The sequence below is a fragment of the Gracilimonas qinghaiensis genome (assembly GCF_046602855.1).
GTDB lineage: Bacteria > Bacteroidota > Rhodothermia > Balneolales > Balneolaceae > Gracilimonas.
Window position 1 is genome coordinate 2,089,224 of sequence record NZ_JBKINJ010000001.1, and the last position, 20,771, is coordinate 2,109,994.

Annotated in this window: 14 protein-coding genes and 1 pseudogene; 11 read left to right on the forward strand and 4 right to left on the reverse strand. The window is 41.7% G+C overall.

The window, feature by feature from the left end:
• The 7 genes from ACKGJO_RS09325 to ACKGJO_RS09355 all read left to right on the forward strand — a co-directional run bounded on the left by ACKGJO_RS09325 (position 1) and on the right by ACKGJO_RS09355 (position 9,467).
• Positions 1 to 297 (forward strand): NAD(P) transhydrogenase subunit alpha part 2, encoded by a 297-nt coding sequence (locus ACKGJO_RS09325; protein ID WP_411323153.1) that lies wholly within the window; start codon positions 1 to 3, stop codon positions 295 to 297.
• A complete protein-coding gene (locus ACKGJO_RS09330; protein WP_411323154.1) occupies positions 294 to 1,712 on the forward strand; it encodes an NAD(P)(+) transhydrogenase (Re/Si-specific) subunit beta in 1,419 nt (472 codons plus the stop codon). Before ACKGJO_RS09325 ends, ACKGJO_RS09330 begins: the two co-directional genes overlap by 4 nt.
• Before the next feature lie 82 nt (positions 1,713 to 1,794).
• Entirely contained in the window at positions 1,795 to 2,307 is a 513-nt protein-coding gene (locus tag ACKGJO_RS09335) for an FKBP-type peptidyl-prolyl cis-trans isomerase (protein WP_411323155.1), read from the forward strand.
• 132 nt (positions 2,308 to 2,439) lie between these two features.
• Complete coding sequence (gene katG, locus ACKGJO_RS09340; protein WP_411323156.1) at positions 2,440 to 4,683, forward strand: catalase/peroxidase HPI; 2,244 nt, start codon at positions 2,440 to 2,442, stop codon at positions 4,681 to 4,683.
• 439 nt (positions 4,684 to 5,122) lie between these two features.
• Entirely contained in the window at positions 5,123 to 5,491 is a 369-nt protein-coding gene (gene trxA / locus ACKGJO_RS09345; RefSeq protein ID WP_411323157.1) for a thioredoxin, read from the forward strand.
• Between the two features lie 501 nt (positions 5,492 to 5,992).
• Complete coding sequence (locus tag ACKGJO_RS09350) at positions 5,993 to 8,566, forward strand: M1 family metallopeptidase (RefSeq protein ID WP_411323158.1); 2,574 nt, start codon at positions 5,993 to 5,995, stop codon at positions 8,564 to 8,566.
• Positions 8,567 to 8,930: 364 nt separating this feature from the next.
• Entirely contained in the window at positions 8,931 to 9,467 is a 537-nt protein-coding gene (locus tag ACKGJO_RS09355; RefSeq protein ID WP_411323159.1) for an REP-associated tyrosine transposase, read from the forward strand.
• Between the two features lie 159 nt (positions 9,468 to 9,626).
• Here ACKGJO_RS09355 and ACKGJO_RS09360 read toward each other — a convergent pair whose 3' ends face one another.
• Positions 9,627 to 10,718, reverse strand: a complete 1,092-nt coding sequence (locus ACKGJO_RS09360) for an alkene reductase (protein ID WP_411323160.1) — start codon at positions 10,716 to 10,718, stop codon at positions 9,627 to 9,629.
• Between the two features lie 475 nt (positions 10,719 to 11,193).
• Between ACKGJO_RS09360 and ACKGJO_RS09365 the strand changes: the two are divergent.
• A pseudogene (locus ACKGJO_RS09365) lies at positions 11,194 to 13,893 on the forward strand (ATP-dependent DNA helicase).
• A 516-nt stretch (positions 13,894 to 14,409) separates the two neighbouring features.
• On the opposite strand, the gene ACKGJO_RS09370 reads toward ACKGJO_RS09365, so the two are convergent.
• Complete coding sequence (locus tag ACKGJO_RS09370; protein WP_411323161.1) at positions 14,410 to 15,672, reverse strand: spinster family MFS transporter; 1,263 nt, start codon at positions 15,670 to 15,672, stop codon at positions 14,410 to 14,412.
• Between the two features lie 321 nt (positions 15,673 to 15,993).
• On the opposite strand from ACKGJO_RS09370, the gene ACKGJO_RS09375 reads away from it, so the two are divergent.
• Entirely contained in the window at positions 15,994 to 17,082 is a 1,089-nt protein-coding gene (locus ACKGJO_RS09375) for a 6-bladed beta-propeller (protein WP_411323162.1), read from the forward strand.
• Positions 17,083 to 17,413: 331 nt separating this feature from the next.
• Positions 17,414 to 18,463 carry an aspartate-semialdehyde dehydrogenase gene (gene asd, locus ACKGJO_RS09380; protein WP_411323163.1) on the forward strand — a complete coding sequence of 350 codons (1,050 nt, stop codon included), beginning with the start codon at positions 17,414 to 17,416 and terminating at the stop codon, positions 18,461 to 18,463.
• A 3-nt stretch (positions 18,464 to 18,466) separates the two neighbouring features.
• On the opposite strand, the gene ACKGJO_RS09385 is transcribed toward asd, so the two are convergent.
• Together ACKGJO_RS09385 and ACKGJO_RS09390 are read right to left on the reverse strand one after the other, a co-directional pair.
• Positions 18,467 to 18,859 carry a hypothetical protein gene (locus ACKGJO_RS09385; RefSeq protein ID WP_411323164.1) on the reverse strand — a complete coding sequence of 131 codons (393 nt, stop codon included), beginning with the start codon at positions 18,857 to 18,859 and terminating at the stop codon, positions 18,467 to 18,469.
• Entirely contained in the window at positions 18,856 to 19,194 is a 339-nt protein-coding gene (locus tag ACKGJO_RS09390) for a hypothetical protein (RefSeq protein ID WP_411323165.1), read from the reverse strand. The genes ACKGJO_RS09385 and ACKGJO_RS09390 overlap by 4 nt, the downstream gene beginning before the upstream one ends.
• Positions 19,195 to 19,625: 431 nt before the next feature.
• On the opposite strand from ACKGJO_RS09390, the gene ACKGJO_RS09395 reads away from it, so the two are divergent.
• Positions 19,626 to 20,735, forward strand: coding sequence for a hypothetical protein (locus ACKGJO_RS09395; RefSeq protein WP_411323166.1), 1,110 nt, complete (start codon positions 19,626 to 19,628; stop codon positions 20,733 to 20,735).
• Positions 20,736 to 20,771 lie beyond the last annotated feature (36 nt).

Sequence of the window (20,771 nt, forward strand, 5' to 3'; positions counted from 1 at the left end):
ATGTCAGCCTTAATATTTTCCTTATTTATTTTTGTTTTGGCCTGCTTTATTGGCTTTGAACTAATTTCCAAAGTCCCTCCGACTTTGCATACACCGCTTATGAGTGGTGCCAATGCCATTTCGGGGATCACCATTGTTGGGGCTCTTATTGTGGCCGGCCACTCCGGCGTTGACTCTCAGATGAGTCAGATCATCGGATTTGTGGCTATTGTGTTTGCCACCATCAACGTGGTGGGTGGATTTATGGTTACCGACCGCATGCTGGAGATGTTCAAGAAAAAGGAGGATGAGAAATGAGTCAGTTTTTACCCGAAGCGTTCCTGCCCTATTTACCTGACACCATTCAGATCATTTACCTGATCGCCACCTTCTTTTTTATTCGCGGTTTGAAATTACTGAACTCCCCTGCTACAGCCCGAAAAGGAAATCAATATGCGGCTCTCGGGATGTTCATCGGTATCGTGGTCACGCTCTTCGACCAGCAGATTATTTCTTTTGAATGGATCATAGCCGGTGTTCTGATCGGTGCTTTGGTCGGTGTCATTTTGGCCAAAAAAGTGGCTATGACCGCCATGCCCGAATTGGTTGCCGTATTCAACGGATTTGGGGGTGGTGCATCAGCATTGGTAGCTTGGGGAGAATTTTCACGTTTGGTGGATCCAACAACCATGACGCCGGACAGCCTGGTTACCACCGGACTCGGTATCTTTATCGGTTCACTCACTTTTACCGGTAGCTTCATTGCCTTCGGAAAACTCAAGGGGTTCATCTCAGGTAACGCGATCACCTTCCCCGGACTCAATATCATCAACATCGGATCCATGATCGCAGTTTTGGTTCTGATCGGCTTTTTCACCTTTGATCCCACTAACCAAACTATATTCTGGGTGATCCTCGGTTTGTCTTTGTTGATCGGTATCACTTCTGTTATCCCAATTGGCGGAGCTGATATGCCCGTGGTCATTTCTCTGCTTAACTCCTACTCGGGACTGGCAGCATCCATGGCCGGTTTCGTGATCGGCAATAACCTGCTTATTATTGCAGGTGCTCTCGTTGGCGCAGCCGGACTCATTCTGACCCAAATTATGTGCAAAGCCATGAACCGATCTCTGGCTAATGTGATATTCGGAGCATTCGGCGGTGATTCTGCCGGCTCAGGAAGTGGCGAAGATGGAGACAAAACCGTTCGTGAAACTTCTGCAGAAGATCTTGCCATTCAGGTGGCCTATGCCTCCAAAGTAGTTATCGCGCCGGGTTATGGTTTGGCTGTTGCCCAGGCTCAACACGTTCTCAAAGAAGTGGCAATGAAACTTGAGGAACGTGGTGTTCAGGTCAAATATGGTGTTCATCCCGTAGCGGGACGTATGCCCGGTCATATGAATGTGTTGCTTGCTGAAGCAGACGTTCCTTATGATCAACTGCTTGACATGGATCAGATCAATCCTGAATTCAAAACAACAGATGTTGTCTTGATTATCGGAGCTAACGATGTGGTAAACCCGGTTGCCAAGACAGAACCCGGAAGCCCAATCTACGGCATGCCTATTCTAGATGTCGATGAAGCCAAACGTACCGTTATATTCAAAAGAAGTTTGAGTCCCGGTTATGCAGGCATCGACAACCCACTGTTCTACGATGAGAAAAATCAGATGTTTTTCGGTGATGCCAAGAAGAGTCTTCAGGCTCTGAACGAAGCTCTGAATGATGTATAAATAAAGATGCATTTATGCAGAGTTCTGTAGTATCTTTGAGGCTTAAATAAATCAGATCATCTACATTTCTCATTAGTTAAAAATGCATCTTTATATTAAAGCTGTACTGGCAGTCCTTTTTCTTTCCATCATTGTTTTCTCAAGCGGTTGTTTCAGCAACTCTGATGATTGTAATTACGAATTGAATCTTGCAGGCGTTGATTCCACACAACTTAAGGAGGATATAACTGCCATTGATACCTACCTGACCGAAAATAATATCGAAAACGTGCAAGAACATTCATCCGGTCTGCGATATGTGATAAATAAACAAGGTTCCGGTAAAACACCCGGACTTTGCAGTCAGGTTAGCGTTAATTATCAGGGTAAACTGATGAGTGATGGCACCACATTCGATCAGTCCCAAAATCCCGTCACATTCCCGTTGCGTAATCTTATCTATGGCTGGCAGATCGGAATTCCTTTACTTCAGTCCGGTGGATCCATCACACTGTATATTCCATCTGCCTATGGCTACGGATCACGGGGTTCAGGTGAAAGTATACCCCCAAATGCTAACCTGATCTTTGAAATTGACCTCATCAGCGTACAATAATTTCCATTTCCACCCCTTCACAATTTCTTCATAAAGAAAACCTATCACGACTTAAATGTTTATTGATTTGGTTCAGGTGCTTGGAATCGCTTTCTTAGTAACCTATCGAAGTAAGAATTTAATGGAGAAAAAATGTCTGATAATAAAGGAAGCTCTGACAACAAGGCTTCAACGTATAAAGTAAACCAAGAAAATGGATGCCCGTTTCATAATGGATCAATGGAGCACTCTGCCAACGATGGTGCAAAGATCCGAGAATGGTGGCCCAATAAACTGAACCTGAACATTCTGCGGCAGCATTCTTCAAAGTCTGACCCAATGGGTGAAGATTTTGACTATACAGAAGAATTTAAAAAGCTTGACCTGAAAGCCGTAAAAAAAGACCTCGAAGAATTGATGACGGATTCTCAGGAATGGTGGCCGGCTGATTTTGGTCACTATGGCCCGCTTATGATCCGCATGGCCTGGCACAGTGCCGGAACCTACCGTGTGGTAGACGGCCGTGGTGGCGGTGCTACAGGGAATCAACGTTTTGCACCCCTGAATAGCTGGCCTGATAACGTGAATCTTGATAAAGCACGACTGCTACTCTGGCCGATCAAGAAGAAATATGGGAAAAAGATCTCATGGGCTGACCTTATGATTCTGGCCGGAAACGTAGCTCTTGAATCTATGGGTTTTGAGACCTTTGGATTCGGTGGCGGTCGTGAAGATGTCTGGGAACCGGAAGAAGATATTTATTGGGGCTCCGAAGGAGAATGGCTGGCAGATCAGCGCCACACTGAAGATGGCGATCTGGAAGAGCCGCTCGGTGCCGACCACATGGGTCTTATTTATGTAAACCCTGAAGGACCTAACGGTGAACCCGATCCTAAAAAGGCAGCGGATTATATCCGTCAGACATTCGCCCGTATGGCAATGAATGATGAAGAAACGGTTGCTCTGATAGCAGGTGGACATACATTCGGAAAAGTTCACGGTGCCGCACCTGAATCACACCTAGGAGCCGAACCTGAAGCTGCACCTATTGAGCAAATGGGACTTGGCTGGAAAAATTCATACGGAACCGGAAAAGGTGCCGATACAATCACCAGTGGTTTGGAAGGAACATGGACACAAAAGCCAACTGAATGGACCATGCTCTATCTGGAGAATCTTTTCGGATTTGAATGGGAGGTTCATAAGAGTCCTGCCGGTGCATGGCAATGGAAACCAAAAGACGAAGCCGGTGCAGGTACTGTACCCGATGCTCATGATCCTGAGAAAAAGCATCAGCCATTCATGCTTACAACTGACCTTTCACTGAGAGAAGATCCGGCTTACGAAAAAATATCCAGAAGATTCCTCGAAAATCCCGATGAATTTGCAGATGCTTTTGCTCGTGCATGGTATAAACTGACACACCGTGATATGGGACCAAAATCACTCTTAGTGGGACCTGAAGTTCCTGAGGAAGAGTTGCTATGGCAAGATCCTGTTCCCGAAGTGGATCATGAACTGATTAACGATAAAGACATTGAAGAACTCAAAGGTAAGATCCTGGATTCAGGACTTTCAGTTTCTGAACTTGTTTCAACAGCATGGGCATCTGCCTCTACCTACCGCGGTTCTGATAAACGTGGTGGTGCAAATGGCGCTCGTGTTCGATTGGCTCCTCAGAAAAACTGGAAAGTGAACAATCCGGAACAGCTTGCTAAAGTAATTGAAGCCTTCGAAGGCATTCAGTCTGAATTTAACGATACCCAGTCAGGTCATAAGAAAGTTTCTATCGCTGACCTGATCGTACTTGGTGGTGTTGCAGCTATTGAAAAAGCCGCTAAAGAGGCCGGCCATGATGTAAGCGTGCCATTTACACCGGGCCGTACTGATGCCACTCAGGAGCAAACAGACGTAGAATCATTTGCATGGCTTGAACCCCCGGCAGATGCTTTCCGAAACTACTTTGCCCCTAAGCATCATACTTCAGCTGAAGAAATGATGGTGGACAAAGCTCAGCTTATGACACTGACCCCCCCTGAAATGACGGTCCTGCTTGGTGGAATGCGTGTCTTGGATACCAACTTTGACGGTTCCAAAAAAGGCGTGTTCACCGATAAGCCCGGAACACTGACTAACGATTATTTCAAAAATCTGCTTGACCTGAATACAACCTGGCAGGCAACTACAGATGAGAAAAATGTATTTGCAGGAAGTGATCGTAAAACCGGTGACGTAAAGTGGAGCGGTTCAAGAGTTGATCTTATCTGTGGTTCCAATTCAGAACTACGTGCCCTTGCAGAAGTGTACGGAGCAGAAGACGGCGAGAAAAAATTCCTCAACGACTTCGTGAATACATGGACCAAAGTAATGAACCTCGATCGTTTCGATCTGAAATAATTACTTCATTTCATAGTAAATAATTATTCAAAAGGCAGCCGGTTTTATCAGGCTGCCTTTTTTTATTGCCTTTCAGTTTTTAAGAATTTCTTGGTAAAAACATTGATTTTAATGGCTTACGGGAGTCGGTTTAGCTCACTTTCACGACTTCTTGAGCTCATTACAATTATAGTTAATACCATAAGTAAAGTGTTGATCGCCAAAAGATCTGACCGAAACCTGCCGACAGAGACATGGTTATGACTCGTTTTTCCAAACTGGGTTTAACAATAACGGTAAATTCTCCTGCTTAACTATGCCATTTATAACCAATATCTATTGATCTAACCTCTACTTGTCGGGTAATATTTGTATTTTAACCATTAGGATACATAAACAAATTAATAACCACTTGGCCACTTTACAGCCATTTGGAATACATTAATAAAAAGAGAATAACATGGCTACTGAATATTTAACAAAAGAGAGTTTCCTGAAAAAAATATTTGATTATGAAAATAATCAGGAATGGGACTATAAAGGAGAAAAACCTGCAATAATTGACTTTTACGCAGATTGGTGCGGTCCATGCAAAATGGTAGCTCCCATTATGGAAGAGTTATCCGAAGAGTATGAAGGCTTGGTTGATATTTATAAAATAGATACTGAAGCAGAACAGGAATTAGCTGCTGTTTTCGGGATCCGAAGTATCCCATCCATCTTGTTTATTCCGGTTGATGGACAGCCACAAATGGCCGCCGGTGCTCTGCCAAAAGCTCAGTTTGTAAAACTGATCGAAGAGAAATTCAATGTGGAAACACCTGCTTAATCTGTATTTGACAGATTCAAATCTTGGTAAGAACTACACATTAAAAAAGCAGCCTGATCAAACGGGGTGCTTTTTTTATTTTTTATAAGCCCGTAATGACCAGGCATTTAAAAAAATTATGTCGCATGGAATTAATAAAACAAGCAAGCCCTGTGAAGCAGCATTGATTTCTATTAGTGAAAAGTAGTCAGCTTTAGTTCTTTTTTCACAGCCTTGACCTTTTGTTACTTTTGGAGCTTATCAGTCAACTTGCGGATCAAGCCAAAAGTAGGTGAGTAAGTAAACATCTATTCAGGTCGGACAGAAAGTCCCTGTCTGTTTTTCCAGGTTTTCAAATTGTTGGATAAAAGGTTAATTACTGGATGGTGTTCCACACCTCGGCACAGCGTGCCGATTTACGCCTCCCATTATTTTTCTATCACGAATCTTAACAAATTAGGTGCTTGATATCTTCCTGATTGTTGGTAGTTTTGCATGCGGTCAAAAAATAAAATCAGGTCTATGAATTACTCTTCATTACGTAACTACATACTTACAATCAGTTTGATCTTTGGAACCCTGGGATGTTCCACCTCGCCCAATATTGAGCCCGGTGTTTCTCTGAAACTGGCTCAGTTTCGTAAAGCCAATATCTCGGACATCACCTATGAACTTTACTTTAATATTCCTGCTGAGCAATCAGATTCTATTGAAGCTCAGGCAACAATATCATTTGAGCTGAAAGAAAATGGTCAGGATATACAACTCGATTTCCGCGAATCGAAACATCACCTCAAGTCATTGTCCATCAACGGTGAAGACGTCGAGATCAACTTTGAATATGAACACATCATTCTGCCTGATCAATTTCTTTTTGCCGGAAAAAATACGGTTGATATTGATTTCATTGCCGGTGAGTCGTCACTGAACCGCAATCCGGATTATCTATACACCTTGTTTGTTCCCGACCGCGCCCGTACGGCATTCCCTCTTTTTGATCAGCCGGACCTGAAAGCCGTGTATGACCTGACCCTTGAGATCCCTAAAGACTGGGAAGCTATTGCCAACGCTCCCATCAATTATGAGCACGCATCGGATTCCTCAAAAACGTTGAACTTTGCCCCTACTGAGCTGATCAGCTCTTACCTGTTCTCTTTTGTGGCCGGTGATTTCGAGAAAGTCACCCGCTCGGTGGACGATGTTGAAATGACCATGCTTCACAGGGAGTCGGATCAGAAAAAAGTGGAGAGAAACCTGGATGACATCTTCCGCCTTCACAAGGCTTCTCTTGATTGGCTGGAAGATTATACCAGAATTGAATATCCCTTTCAGAAGTTTGATTTTGCTCTCATCCCATCCTTTCAATATGGAGGAATGGAACATGTTGGAGCTATACAATATCGTGCTTCTTCCTTGTTTATGGATGAAGATCCATCAGATTCCCAGCTTCTGAGTCGGGCCAGCTTGATCGCTCACGAAACGGCCCATATGTGGTTCGGAGACCTCGTCACTATGGAGTGGTTCAATGATGTGTGGACCAAGGAAGTATTTGCCAATTTCATGGCCGCCAAAATAGTCAATCCAGGTTTTCCTGAGATCGACCATGACCTTAATTTCCTCCTGCGCCACCATCCCAGCGCCTACTCAGTGGATCGTACTGAAGGAGCCAACCCTATTCGCCAGAACCTCGATAACCTGAATGAAGCCGGACAAATGTATGGGGCCATCATCTATAACAAGGCTCCCATTATGATGCGGCAGCTTGAATTATTAGTTGGGGAGGAACCTTTCAAAGAAGGTATGCAGGAGTATCTGAGTACCTATTCTTTTGACAACGCGAAATGGCCGGATCTCATTAAAATATTGGATCAACAAACCGATCAGGATCTGATTGCATGGAGTGACGTCTGGGTGAGTACGCCCGGCCGGCCTCATTTTTCTGTGGAATTCAAAGAAGACGATTTGCCCGGTCGTGAGCCTCTGCGTTATGATATCCTGGTTCAGACTGACCCTGCCGGTAAGGAAAGGGTCTGGTCGCAACAGGTCGGTATCTGGACCATAAGTCCACAAGACAGTTCGTTCAAGTTCTTTGATATTCTAAGTGATGAACCGACCACCTTTGCCACACTGAATGAACTGCAAGCAGAGACCAAGGTCTTTAATGCCAATGGACGTGCTTACGGTCTATTTCCTGCAGATCTTGAAACGCTTCAGTATTGGGAAAACATGCGGAATGTTCGCAAAGGATCCCATCTCATCAATCTGTATGAGAATATGCTGGAGCAAAATGATGTGGAACCGATCGGTCTATATAACAAGCTGTTAAATCTTATTCAGGTTGAGGAAAACCAACTTCTTCAGGATCAGATCCTGGGTTATATCGAAACCATCTACTGGAGATTTTTAACGGATGATCAGAGAAACGATATCATGGAAGAAACCGAAGGTATCCTCTGGGACATGGTGATGGAACAGTCAGAAAGCTCCAAAAAGAAACTGTTCTTCAATGCTTTCAGGGATATTACCATGTCAGCAAGCGAGATCCAAAAGGTCTATGATATCTGGAGTGGTGATCTTGAAATTGAAGGACTCAACCTGTCAGAGTCTGACTTTATATCGATGGCCGGTAATTTAGCTCTAAAAATACCTGAACAGGCCTCGAAGATCGTATCCGTTCAGTCAGAACAGATCGAAAATGAGGACCGAAAGCGCCGGTTTGAATTCATACGTCCTGCACTATCTAATGATCAAACAGTTCGGGACGCATTCTTTGAGTCTCTAAAGGATGAAGAAAACCGACAGGTCGAATCATGGGTGCTTGGGGCCTTAGGCTACCTGCACCATCCGTTGCGTATTGAGGAATCTGAGAAGTACATCTTGCCTAGCCTGGAATTGCTTCAGGAGATTCAGGTCACCGGCGATATCTTTTTCCCAAAGCGCTGGCTGGATGTTACGCTTGGCAACTATTCTTCTGATTCAGCCGTGGAAACTGTGCGTACGTTCTTAGCTGAACGTCCCAATTACAACAAACAACTTCGTATGAAGATCCTTCAGGCAGCTGATGGCATGTTTCGGGCGAATAGGATCAAGAGTTGAATTAGACCTTATTAGCTTTTGCGTTATATTTTTGGGCCTTATCAGGGCGAATGCGATTCGCCCTTACGGTAGTACATACTCCCGTTCCCAACATCCGGGTTGGGAACTAGTGCAAGATCTAAAGCTCTACACTATATACATCGATCCTGGTCTCAGGATCACGATCTACCAGATATAATTTATTATTTCGGACAGCATGAAGTTGACTTTCGGAGGGCAGTATTACACGACCAAGCGGATCTCCTCACTCTCGTTCCCAACATCCCTGTTGGGAACGCCACGGCGGACCTCCCGGTCCACAAGAAAAAAACTTGTAAGGAATCCATTTCTCATCCCTCTTACATAGAAAAAAGAAAGTGAAATCATGGGGCGAAGCCGATATAAATTTTACGAAGAACACTATCCATATTTTATTACCAGTACATTACTAGAAGAATTACCTCTTTTTTCAAAACCAAATATCGTTCAAATTCTGCTTGATCAATTAACGTTTCTACAACAACAAAGAGCCGTAAATTTATATGCTTATGTCATCATGCACAATCACTTTCATGCAGTAGTTCAGGGTCAGGAATTGTCAAAGAAGCTTAGGCTTGCAAAGTCATATACCGCTCGTCAAATTTTGGATGTTTTAGTACTGGATGGTCATTCTCACTGGCTTGAAAAATTGGAATGGAATAAGAAATCACATAAAATATATAGAACCTATCAGGTTTGGCAGGAAGGACTTCATCCCAAACGACTAAGCTCAATTAATATGGTTAGCCAAAAGATCGAATATATTCATGCAAATCCGGTTAATGCCGGCTTTGTGGATATGCCGACTGATTGGAGGTATTCATCTGCAAAAAATTATGAGGGAATTGGGGGATTGATTCCTGTTACGTTGTTTAGCGGATGATTTATTTCCTCTTTTATTCATTGGGACCGGGAGGTCCCACATTGCGTTCCCAACAGAGATGTTGGGAACGAGATAAAGCAGGGGCATACTGAGATCATCACCTAACAAAAAAGGCTCCCGAAGGAGCCTTTTTGAAAATAATTGTTAGTTCTTCTTTCACTACGACATAGCAGGGTAATCTATATAACCCTCTTTGCCCGGGGTGTAAAAGGTATCCTGATCCCATTCCGCCAATTCTGCATGCTGTCTAAACCGTTCCACCAGGTCAGGGTTGGAGATAAATGGCTTAGCAAATGCAACCAGATCAGCATCCCCTCTTTCTATGACGGCATTGCCTTTTTCCTGATCAAACGCACTGTTGATCATCAGCGTACCGTCGTACATAGGGCGGTATCTTTTGGCGATCTCTGTTTCGGCATACTCTATATCACTCACATCATTGAACGGCTCAGACAAATGGATATAAGCCAGGTCATAATCGTTCAATTTATTGATCACGTGATCGAAGGTAGGGATGGTTTCTTCATCCATGGTCATACCGAATATGCCATGTAATGACGGATTGAAGCGGGCTCCTATCCTGTTTTCCGGAACTTCTTCTTTGATCGCATCAAGCACTTCAAAAAAGAAACGGGCCCTGTTTTCAATACTGTCTCCGTATTCATCGGTCCTTTGGTTTGAAGTAGCATTGAAAAACTGATGGATCAGGTATCCATTGGAGGAATGAATTTCCACGCCATCAAAGCCGGCTTTCATGGCATTTTTAGCCGCGTGTTTAAAGTCAGCGATGGTTCTCTTTATATCATCTTTGGTCATGGCTTTAGGGGTTACCGTATCTTTAAAACCCTCCGGCGTGTACGACTTCTCATTGGGGTTTATTGCGGACGGCGCTAATGGCAGCTCTCCATCATGAAAATCAGGGTGAGAAATCCGGCCTACATGCCAAAGCTGTAAAAATATTTTTCCGTCTTTGTCATGTACGCGGCTTGTGATCTTTTTCCAGCCTTCTACTTGTTCTTCCGTATATATTCCGGGTGTATTGATGTAACCAACGGCTTCCTCAGAGATCTGCGAGCCTTCCGAAATGATCAGTCCGGCCCCGGCTCTTTGTTCATAATACACGCCCTGCAAGTCATCCGTGGGCACATTGCCTTCGTTGGCGGCCCTGCTTCTGGTCATGGGTGCCATAACAACCCGATTCTTTAAATGCAGGCCGTTCATATCGTAGGCTTCTAATAGTGGTTGACTCATATCTATCTTGATCCTTTTTATTTAATTATTCGAAATTTTCAGCTTTGTTTGATGTGCCTCTTTAAACCTGAATCTTTCCGATATCATTTTATGGGATCTAAAAAAGAAGTAAAACCTACCCCTCTATTTACATAGCGGCTTTTCGGTCCAAACCTATTGACCGGATCTTTCTGAATTCTCAACTCCGGCTGGCTCTGAAGTGCTGGTAATTGAGGGTAGAATTGTAAGGATCTGTTTAAGGACCCACGCGATAAGCGGCTTGGAGATTAACGGTGATAATTTTAAAACAAGCAATGCTGGAAACCGAAGCTCCGTCCGCGTCCACAGTTGATGCGCTTGTTAGGCGTTCAAATGACAACATACTTAATAATGATTTTCTTTTCATTAAGTACAATGCTTGGTGTATCCTGCTTATGGTATATATGTAGAAGATTTTAGGTATTTTATTTCACACATAGGCATAAAAAATATATATATGGCCACAGTAATTGAACAGATAAAGAGTGCAGATCAAGTTATTTGTAATAATATCGAATCACTTGATGAACACCGGACTTTACTTTCACAAAATTTGCTTTCTCAACTTAGAAACTTAGTCGAAGGTGTTGCTGTATTACTCGAGACCTGATCACCTAATGCTGTATTTGATTACTCTGCAATAGGAAATGGAATTAAGTTTATCAAGACAAGGGCAAAGTTTAGGTTTATTGACAAATTCCACAAACTATTACAGAAAAGCTCATCTCATTATACCTTTGATGGAGATGGTTCAGAGCGCTTGATGCTTAAGTATTATGAATATCTCTACCGATTAAGGAGTTTAGTTCAAGAATATTTTGAATTAGAGATTCTTGCTAATCTTGAATCTTTTCCTGTAGATCTCGATCCATCGCTACATGAATATCACCTCAAGATAGCTGAGAAAATTGATCTAGTACGTAAAACTAAAACAGGTCAGTATCGAAGTGATCGATATTATATTCATAAAATTCGTCCATTCTTCCTTGAAGGTCGTGTGTATTATGAAGTGACCTTTAACCGTGCAATAAATAAGGTGAGCAAATTTGATCGGATCATCGCATTTACTGATATAGAGATGACTGATAAATATGCTGCTACATTGACACTTCAGCCTGAATCGATCGAAGTATTTGGTCAGAAAATGCCGATTATAGTGATTCGAAAATGGGAAGTTTCTATCCGGCCATGTGAGTTTGATAATTTCGCTCGTCTACTAGGTTCTAAAATAAAAACACGTACTAACTCTAAAGAGTATAGATATTTAATGAAAGGATTAACAGCGGGTTCTGGGAGCCTCCTAGATCTTGTTGAGTTATCTGATAATGAATTCGCAAGAGTAAGAAATGTAGGTACATCAGGTGTCTCTAAACCAATAATTTTTCCATTATTGGATAATGTCCGCCAAATTGTAAAGTCTTCATCTTCAGGTCAAAATATTCTTCGGTATTTGTTACTGAGAATGAATAACCAAATAATTAAGCTACAGTATAGCACCGAGAGTTGTAATCTTCTTTCAGGCATGAAACTTGGTTATGGTTGCATCCCTTTTGACACCATGCCTTTTTGCACTTCTTTGCTTGGTCATAATCCTCGGTATTGGGATTTAGTCGAAAGCCTCGATATTGAAAATAGAAACCATGAATTACTGGCAAGAAGAGTTAAAAATAATGTTGAACAACATGGGATACTATACACCCCACTTGCAGACCTTGAGGAATTTGGGGATATAGATAACTTGATTTCTACTTATAACAGTTATCTATATAAAACACACAAGGAACGTAGGCTTATTAAAGATATGGGCCACGTATTTATAATTGGTTACGAGAATGATACAGTTTCTATAGTAGAATCTTTACAGGATAAAGCATCCTCAGGGATTGCAGGGTATACCAAAGCTGTAGAACACTGGATAAAAGAAGGAGCTAATAAAATAGATGACCCTATAAAAAAAGATGCTTTAAAACGGTTATTCAGTAACTCTTGTGTTGCATTAATTTATGGGGCAGCTGGTACTGGTAAGTCTACTATGGTAGACCATATAGCACAATATTTTAATGATAAGGATAAACTTTTTTTGGCTCATACAAATCCAGCAATTGATAATTTAAAACGCCGAGTAAGTGCCCAGAACTCAGAGTTTAGAACAATAAGTAGCCAAATATTCAAAGGTACAAATAGCATTCAGTATGACCTTCTCATTATTGATGAGTGTAGTACTGTAAGTAATGATGATTTAATTAAAGTTTTGAATAATACTAAGTTTAGGTTACTTGTCTTGGTTGGGGATGTGTATCAAATTGAGTCAATTCAGTTTGGAAACTGGTTTGGAATCATAAGATCCTTTATACCAAGCACCTCAATTTTTGAGTTGACAACTCCTTATAGAACTACAAATCAATCATTACTAGATTTCTGGGGTAAGGTTCGAGGTATAAAAGATGATATTTCAGAATGTATGGCTCATAACAATTACTCTTCTGTACTTGATGAGTCACTATTTGAAGCCAAGGAAAAAGATGAAATTATTCTTTGTCTTAACTATGATGGTCTTTATGGAATCAATAATGTTAATCGTTTCTTACAAAGCAGTAACCCAAATGAAGCAGTCACTTGGCGTGTGGCTACATATAAAGTTGGTGACCCAATTCTATTTTATGAGACCGAAAGATTTAGACCCGTTATTTATAATAACTTAAAGGGTACTATTGTCGGGATAGATTACCAAAAAGGACAAATACAGTTCGATATTGATCTTGATAGGCCTCTGACAGAGTTTGATGTATTTGGAGTTGATTTAGAATGGTTAGGAGATTCAATTGTTCGGTTCTCAGTTTTTGATCTTGATACAAGTGATGAAGATGACGACTCAAATAATACAACAGTTCCATTTCAAGTTGCTTATGCAGTTTCGATACATAAAGCTCAGGGACTGGAATACGACTCTGTAAAAATTGTTATAACAGACTCTAATGAGGACGATATTACACATAGCATTTTCTACACTGCGGTTACTAGGGCACGTAATCAACTTCAAATTTTTTGGACTCCTGAAACGCAACAAAGAGTATTAGAACAGTTGAAGCGTATTGAGAATACTAAGGATGTTAGTATTTTAGCTAATCGTAGAGATCTGAAACCATTGATTGGGTAAGTCAACAAAATAGAATAAGAAGCCAGTGAAGTTGTCCGAATAATGTGTCTTGATGTCTCCTTGTTTAGGGACTTTTCATCTGTAGGCTTTCTTTTCCATGACAACTGAGCCCAACATATTAACATGCGACGGGGGCTATCTTATGAGACTTTGTATAAGACCCGTACGTACCCTTTCACATTAGTAATTCAGTGATATTGGCATATTATACTGCATATTGGCCTGATAATATCGTCGTAAAACATCCATCTAAGTTCCCGTAAGATAACACCTTATGGGTTAGTTGCAAGCAAAGATAAGCGTCCTCTAAAATTGGGTTGAGTGGTATGGTTTAGGTGATCACACGTGTTGGATGAAACAATCACGTGTCATCGATCTAAAAATCACGTGTGTTGGATGGAAGAATCACGTGTCATTTTCCAAACGATCACGTGTGATGGATCAAACGAACCTGATTGAACACAAAAGGCTCTATTCAATGCGGCATGGTGGCAGATGCCTGATAAGATCGGGGGCTTAAGTTACCACGTCGTTAGCATAGCTTTTCATGGCCTGCATGAAGCAATAGGTGGCCAGTACCCCACATGCCGTAAACACCAGTATCAGCGCTTTGGAAGGTCCATAAGTACCCGTAAACACATGATCGATCAGCCAGCCGGTTACGGGCGGTCCGATCCCAAATCCCACAATGCTGATCACAAATAAGTACACCGCGCCGGCCATTCCCCGCATGTCCGACTTTACAAAATACTGTATGAGGGCCGCAGCCACTCCGTTGTATGATGAGGCGATCACATTTCCGATCCCGATCAGTATAAAGGCCATCATCACCGACTCAGCCATCAACCCAAAATAATAGAATGGAAGTCCGCCCAGGGCGGCTACAATGCCCATCACAAATCGCTTTTCAGGGCCGTATCTGACCGCCAGCTTATCAGCCAGCCAGCCTGAAATATTTACCCCCACGCCGGCCAAAAACATGAACCACCCATATTGGGAGATCATGGATGGGGCCTGAAAGGTGTCGTTCAATACGGTTCCAACAAAAGCCAAAATGGTATAACCACTCAGGGATAGCAGTGAAAATCCGGCAAGATAATAACGCACACTTCTCTTCCTGAGGATGTATCTCAAAACGTCAAAGAAATCTGAGGCCGAACGATCACTTGTTTTGGTGGACCTGCCCGGCTCACGGATCAACAAAAAACCAATGGCGGCGATCACCAGTCCGGGCCAGCCCACGATCTTCATGGCTTCCCGCCAGTCATAGGCTTGCGCTACCGAGCCACCGATCAAAAATGAAAGCCCTACCCCAACAAATATCCCGGAGGCATACACCGAGAATACACGCGCCCTTCTTTCCGGAGGAAAGTAATCAGCCAATAAGGAATACACGGCCGGACTCAGTGCTGACTGACTTACCCCGACAAAAAATCTCGCCGTCACCAGAAAAACGAAGGAGCTGGCAAAACCACTGGCAACGGTCATCAGGCTCCAGATCACCAAGCCAATCAGAATGATCCGTTTTCGGGAAAATTGATCGGCGAACCATCCCATAAATATACCGCAGATCGCATAGATCAGAGAAAAGGCAGGGCCGTAAAGCACACCGATCTGAGTGTTAGTGAAACCTAGGTCATCCCGAATGGCCGTTCCCAGTACCGCCACGATCTGCCGGTCCACAAAACTTGAGATGTATATCAGAAAAAGGAGTCCCAGAACCAGCCAGGCATAAATTTGGGGATTACGGGATTCCAGTTTGTCATAGATAAATTTCATGCCGCAAAGATAGAGCACAGATGTGTGGGATGGAAGGAAGATTTGGACAGGATTCTCTGATCAATTAATGAACTCATCAAAGAGCCTTCTCCCTCTAGAAAATGGGAGAAACATAGAGGGGTTGTGGATACGGGCAACCCCTCTTTATTAAATTATTTGGACCGGAGGTCCAGGCAGGCATACCCAACCGGGAGGTTGGGTATGAGGAGAAAAGGCCAAATTTAAGCTGATTAGAATATTTATGATTACTTGTTAACATCATATGCTTAGGTTTAAATTCGTATTATATTATGAATATTAAGCATAGGGTTATGATTTACAATGACTAGACTAGATAAGAATATGAAGTTTATTTTTTTGCCTGTCGTTTTTTTCAGCCTTGCTATGGGGTGCTCAACTGGTGATTCAGAAATAGAAACTAACGAAGTAGATATTGTCAAAATAGATTCGGTAGTATTACAACAAGGCCAGGAGATCTTTGGCAATTTTTTTGAACAAATTAAAATCACAGGAGATAAAGAATATTTTTTATTCAGTGATAGAATAAGAAATCAGGTTTTTGTCTTCAACTCTGACGGTACATTCCATTCAGTGATTGGGGTAAATGGCAGAGGTCCAAAAGGCATTTTAAGTGTAAGTGGATACGATGTAAATAAAAAAAATGAGGTATTTATTTATGATTCCATGCAAAGAATGTTAAAGGTTTTTGACCTGAATGGGAACTTATTGCATTCCACAGATTTTTTGGAAAGAGAGACGTTTAACCCCACAGCAAATAATTTGAGATGGTATAACAATAAAATTGTCGCAACTATATACGAAACTGATGTAAGGTTTGAAACTCATAAATCCAGACTGGTAGGATTAATTGACACTAGTGGAATTGCTGAATCTATCTTTGGGAGGTTTGATGAATATTCTCAAGATGATAATAATCTTGCTTTCAATACAGTCATAGCTTTGGATGAGGAAACTGATTTAGCCTATACTAACCTTCAAACTTCACCCTACTTTCAGATATATGATTTAAAGAAAAAGGTTTTAATCGGAAGAGAAGGTCAAAAGACTGATAACTTTTTTATTCCTGAAAGAGAATTGACACCATCAATGCCTATTTCTGAAAAATTCAAACACAGAGCAAACACTAGTGCTGTGGCTCATATATTTGTCACTGACAGTTACATTATACAAAATATGCAAAATCTAACGGAGGAGTGGTTTGACACTATGGATTATTCTTCTAAGGATAATTTTTTAGTTATTTATGATAAAAGTAGCTTAGAATTGATTCAGGAAGTTTCAGTTCCCTCTACTCCCTTTGGAGCGCATGATAATCAGCTATATTTTATTGAAGATTTTAATCCTGACAATTATACCATCGGTATATATGAAATTGTGGCTGTTAAATAACAACTTGGTTCTGGTATGATTGTGTATCCTTATTTGCAATGTAATTTTAGTTTAACCTATTGTTTTTAAACAAAATTAAAGCTCCTCAGAGGATTATTTAATTATTAATTCAGTTAGTTATTGCCGTTATCATACATTCCGCAACGGAACGAGGACAAGCAACCAATCCAATTTAAACTATTTGGACCGGAGGTCCGGGCGAGCGTTCCCAACCGGGAGGTTGGGAACGAGGGAAAGTGAATTTAATTTATCTAAATTTCTCACATAAAGGTTGCAGATTGATTATTTTTGTTGCTCACAAAGATTTGATTTTAAATCATACTCATTCATCATGAAAGTTGGAATTTTAGGCGCTACTGGTGCAGTTGGACAAAAATTTATTCGTTTACTTCAGGGTCACCCCTGGTTTGAAATTGAAGTTCTTGGAGCCTCCGAACGCTCGGCCGGCAAGGAATATAAAGATGCCGCCAACTGGATCGAAGACGTGGTGCTGCCCGAGCACGTCAAAGAGATGACGGTAAAGAATTGTGAACCTTCTGAGTTCAGTAATGTCGATTTTGTTTTTTCGGGATTAGACGCATCTGTGGCCGGAGAGATCGAAAAAGATTTTGCCTCTTCAGGAATCCCGGTCATATCCAATGCCAAAAATTATCGTCAGGATCCCACGGTTCCGCTGCTTATCCCTGAGATCAACCCGGATCATACCGAACTCATCAAGAAGCAGACTTTTACCAAAGACGGAAGCGGATGGATAGTCACCAATCCAAACTGTGTAGCTGTTCCTCTCGCTATTGCACTGAAACCACTGTATGATGCTTTTGGCATCGAATCTCTGATCCTGACTACCATGCAGGCAGTGTCCGGAGCGGGTTACCCCGGTGTAGCAAGTTTGGACATTTTGGGGAATGTGATCCCATTCATTTCGGGAGAAGAACCTAAAGTTGGTCCCGAGACCAGAAAACTTCTTAGCAAACTGGAAGGAACTACCTTGGCGAAACCACATTTCCAGGTTCAAGCCACGGCAACCAGAGTGCCTACTATCAACGGACATATGATCTCGGTAACAGCTAAGCTGGAAAAGCCACCTGTAAACTTTGAAGAGTTGAAAGCAGCGTACACGAACTGGAAAAATCCGATCGCTGATCTGAATCTCCCTTTCTCACCAAAGAATCTTTACAAGCTGCATGAAGAGGAAAAATATCCACAACCACGTTTACATGCCGATGCTGAAAACGGAATGCAGCTGCATATTGGAAGGTTGAGAAAAGCTGAAGTATTCGACGTCAGTTTCATCGCCATGGCACATAACACCATTCGCGGTGCGGCCGGGGGGGCCATACTGAATGCGGAATTGTTGGTAAAGAAGGGATTCCTGAAATAATTTTTATCCTTCCATATCATCCAGGCGTTTTTGGGACATATACAGGTTCAGCTTGGTTGACATCCGTATAGCCTCTCCCTTGTCCCTTCTCTTGATCTTTAACTTGATCCTACCCTGTTCACTGCCAGGCAAAGGTTCCAGAAATGCCCATTTATTGGCCTCAACAATCATTTTCCCTCCCGAAAATGGAAACCTTTTTTTGTATTCCACCCGCTTTATATTATCGATGTGAATGGCAAACTTGGACAGATTACTGATCCCATTTCCAGCTGCATCATACACCTTATATTCAAACAATAGCTCATCATGTGCGTAACTAATAATGCCTTTAACTTCTTTGGCCTTCACATTCACATCATCTGATTCATACATGGAATATTTATAGGGAATACTCATTCGTCACCGTCCATTTCCTGAAGTTTTTTTTCCGATATCATAAGATTGAGATTTGAAGAGATTCTTGCAGCCACCTCCCTATGTTTGCGCTTTACTTTCAATACCCTTTCGATCAGGTCCTTACCCGGCAGTTCCCTGAAACTTGATGCCGACTTTCCATGAAGTATCAGCTTTGCACTGAACCATCCTTTTTTGAATTCCAGCATCTCAATTTCGGATAATGGAATTTCAACAGTCTTAAGTTCAGACTGATATGCCTCGATCACAGCATCCTTTTTTTTGAATTCAAAAAGCAAATGGTCGTCCTTCACTCTCAGAATTCCTTCCAGTTTCATGAACCCGCCGTTCAAATTTTCGATAGTAAAAGGCAAAGCCCTCATATTGTCACCTGATTTTTATTCATTTAGGCCAAATAATATTTATTCAAAAAAAGTACAAAAATTTTGTAAGGACTTCCTATCTCATCGCTCTAACCCTACAGCTAACACAGAGAGAAATAACTAATCATTACACGAGGATTTTAGAGTATCCTCAATGTCCTTTCAGGGGTAAAAGGTTGACGATCCTTTTACCCTATTTTTTTTTAAACTTTAGAGAAAAGCTCATTTCATTTTTATAGATTAGAGAAAAACACTCGGGTACATTGAACAATATCAAAAATATCATAGTAAATGTTATAACAAAGGCCTCTTCTAATCCTTTACTATCAAGAACGGTTGTGAAGATAGGTTCAAAGATTAACCCTCCTCCCTTTTTAAGGAATGACATGGAATTCATGTATGGAGCCTGGAGGGGTACTTCAACTGTAAAAGGAAGCGATGGCAGGTATTTAGGTGAAGATAATGCTTCACCTGCTTTTTACTGTGAGCCTATTCCCACTGAATACCATATCTGTAAATTCGGTGATTCCCGAGACGGTAAGCAGTACAACATGACGGCACTGCATGATATGATGAAGCTGTGGCCTGAAGTCATGAATCTGATCGATAGGTTCAGGAATTATTATAAGAGTGAGTTCAAGATCAGCTATAAAGAACTTACAACCGTTGACCTGTTTGTATTCTCTAAATTATTAGTTGCTACCACAGCCTATTTGATCCGGTCTCAAAAATTTGATTACGAAAACGAACACGTGCCTGTTGAACTTACCTCTCAGACCAAACTGGTGGCCGGCGTTTTCATGGTCGGCAGAAAGATGATCGAAAGAGGCGAACTGTTTTTCAATGATATTGAACCTGCCGACGCTAATTTTTTGTACGAATATGCTGATAAGCACCAGGTTCTCATTTCTCCCCGGGATAAAAACTTTGCATGCGCCGGCAGCATTCGAAAAATTATTGAATTGATTGACGTCACTATTCGAGGCTGGCATTCGAAATCAACAGCTCAAGCGCCTGAAGATCTTCTGAAGATCGTAGATGAGACCTATAAACCTGCCTTTGAGTATGGTATCAAAGACCTTCAAATGGAACTTACAATCAAGTATGCAGAAACCGTAATACTTGAGGCATTGTTGAGGGCCGATTCAGGTATGATATCTGAAAAAATCAAAAACCCAATTTTGGAACAGGTTAGATCCGCATTTTCTTGTGAGTTTACTGATCCCAAAACACTTTCTGATCAGAAGAGAAATCTGCTGCTGGTACTTAATAAACTGGGGTCTGATCCTGTTGAACCAAGACTGGGTTTTGAGGGGAATACACCATTCCGGAAATTCTATCTCAATTATCTTGAACAAATAAGATCTTTTGCCTTCTCACAACAAAATGAGATAAATGCACTAATTGATATTCCAAGTTTAGAAAAGCTTTCAAAAGAAAAAGTAAATAAACGGATAAATATAATTCCAAGAGACGTTTATAGATCATTTAATTAAAACTGCATGACTGTGTTCTAATAAAAACTATTTGTA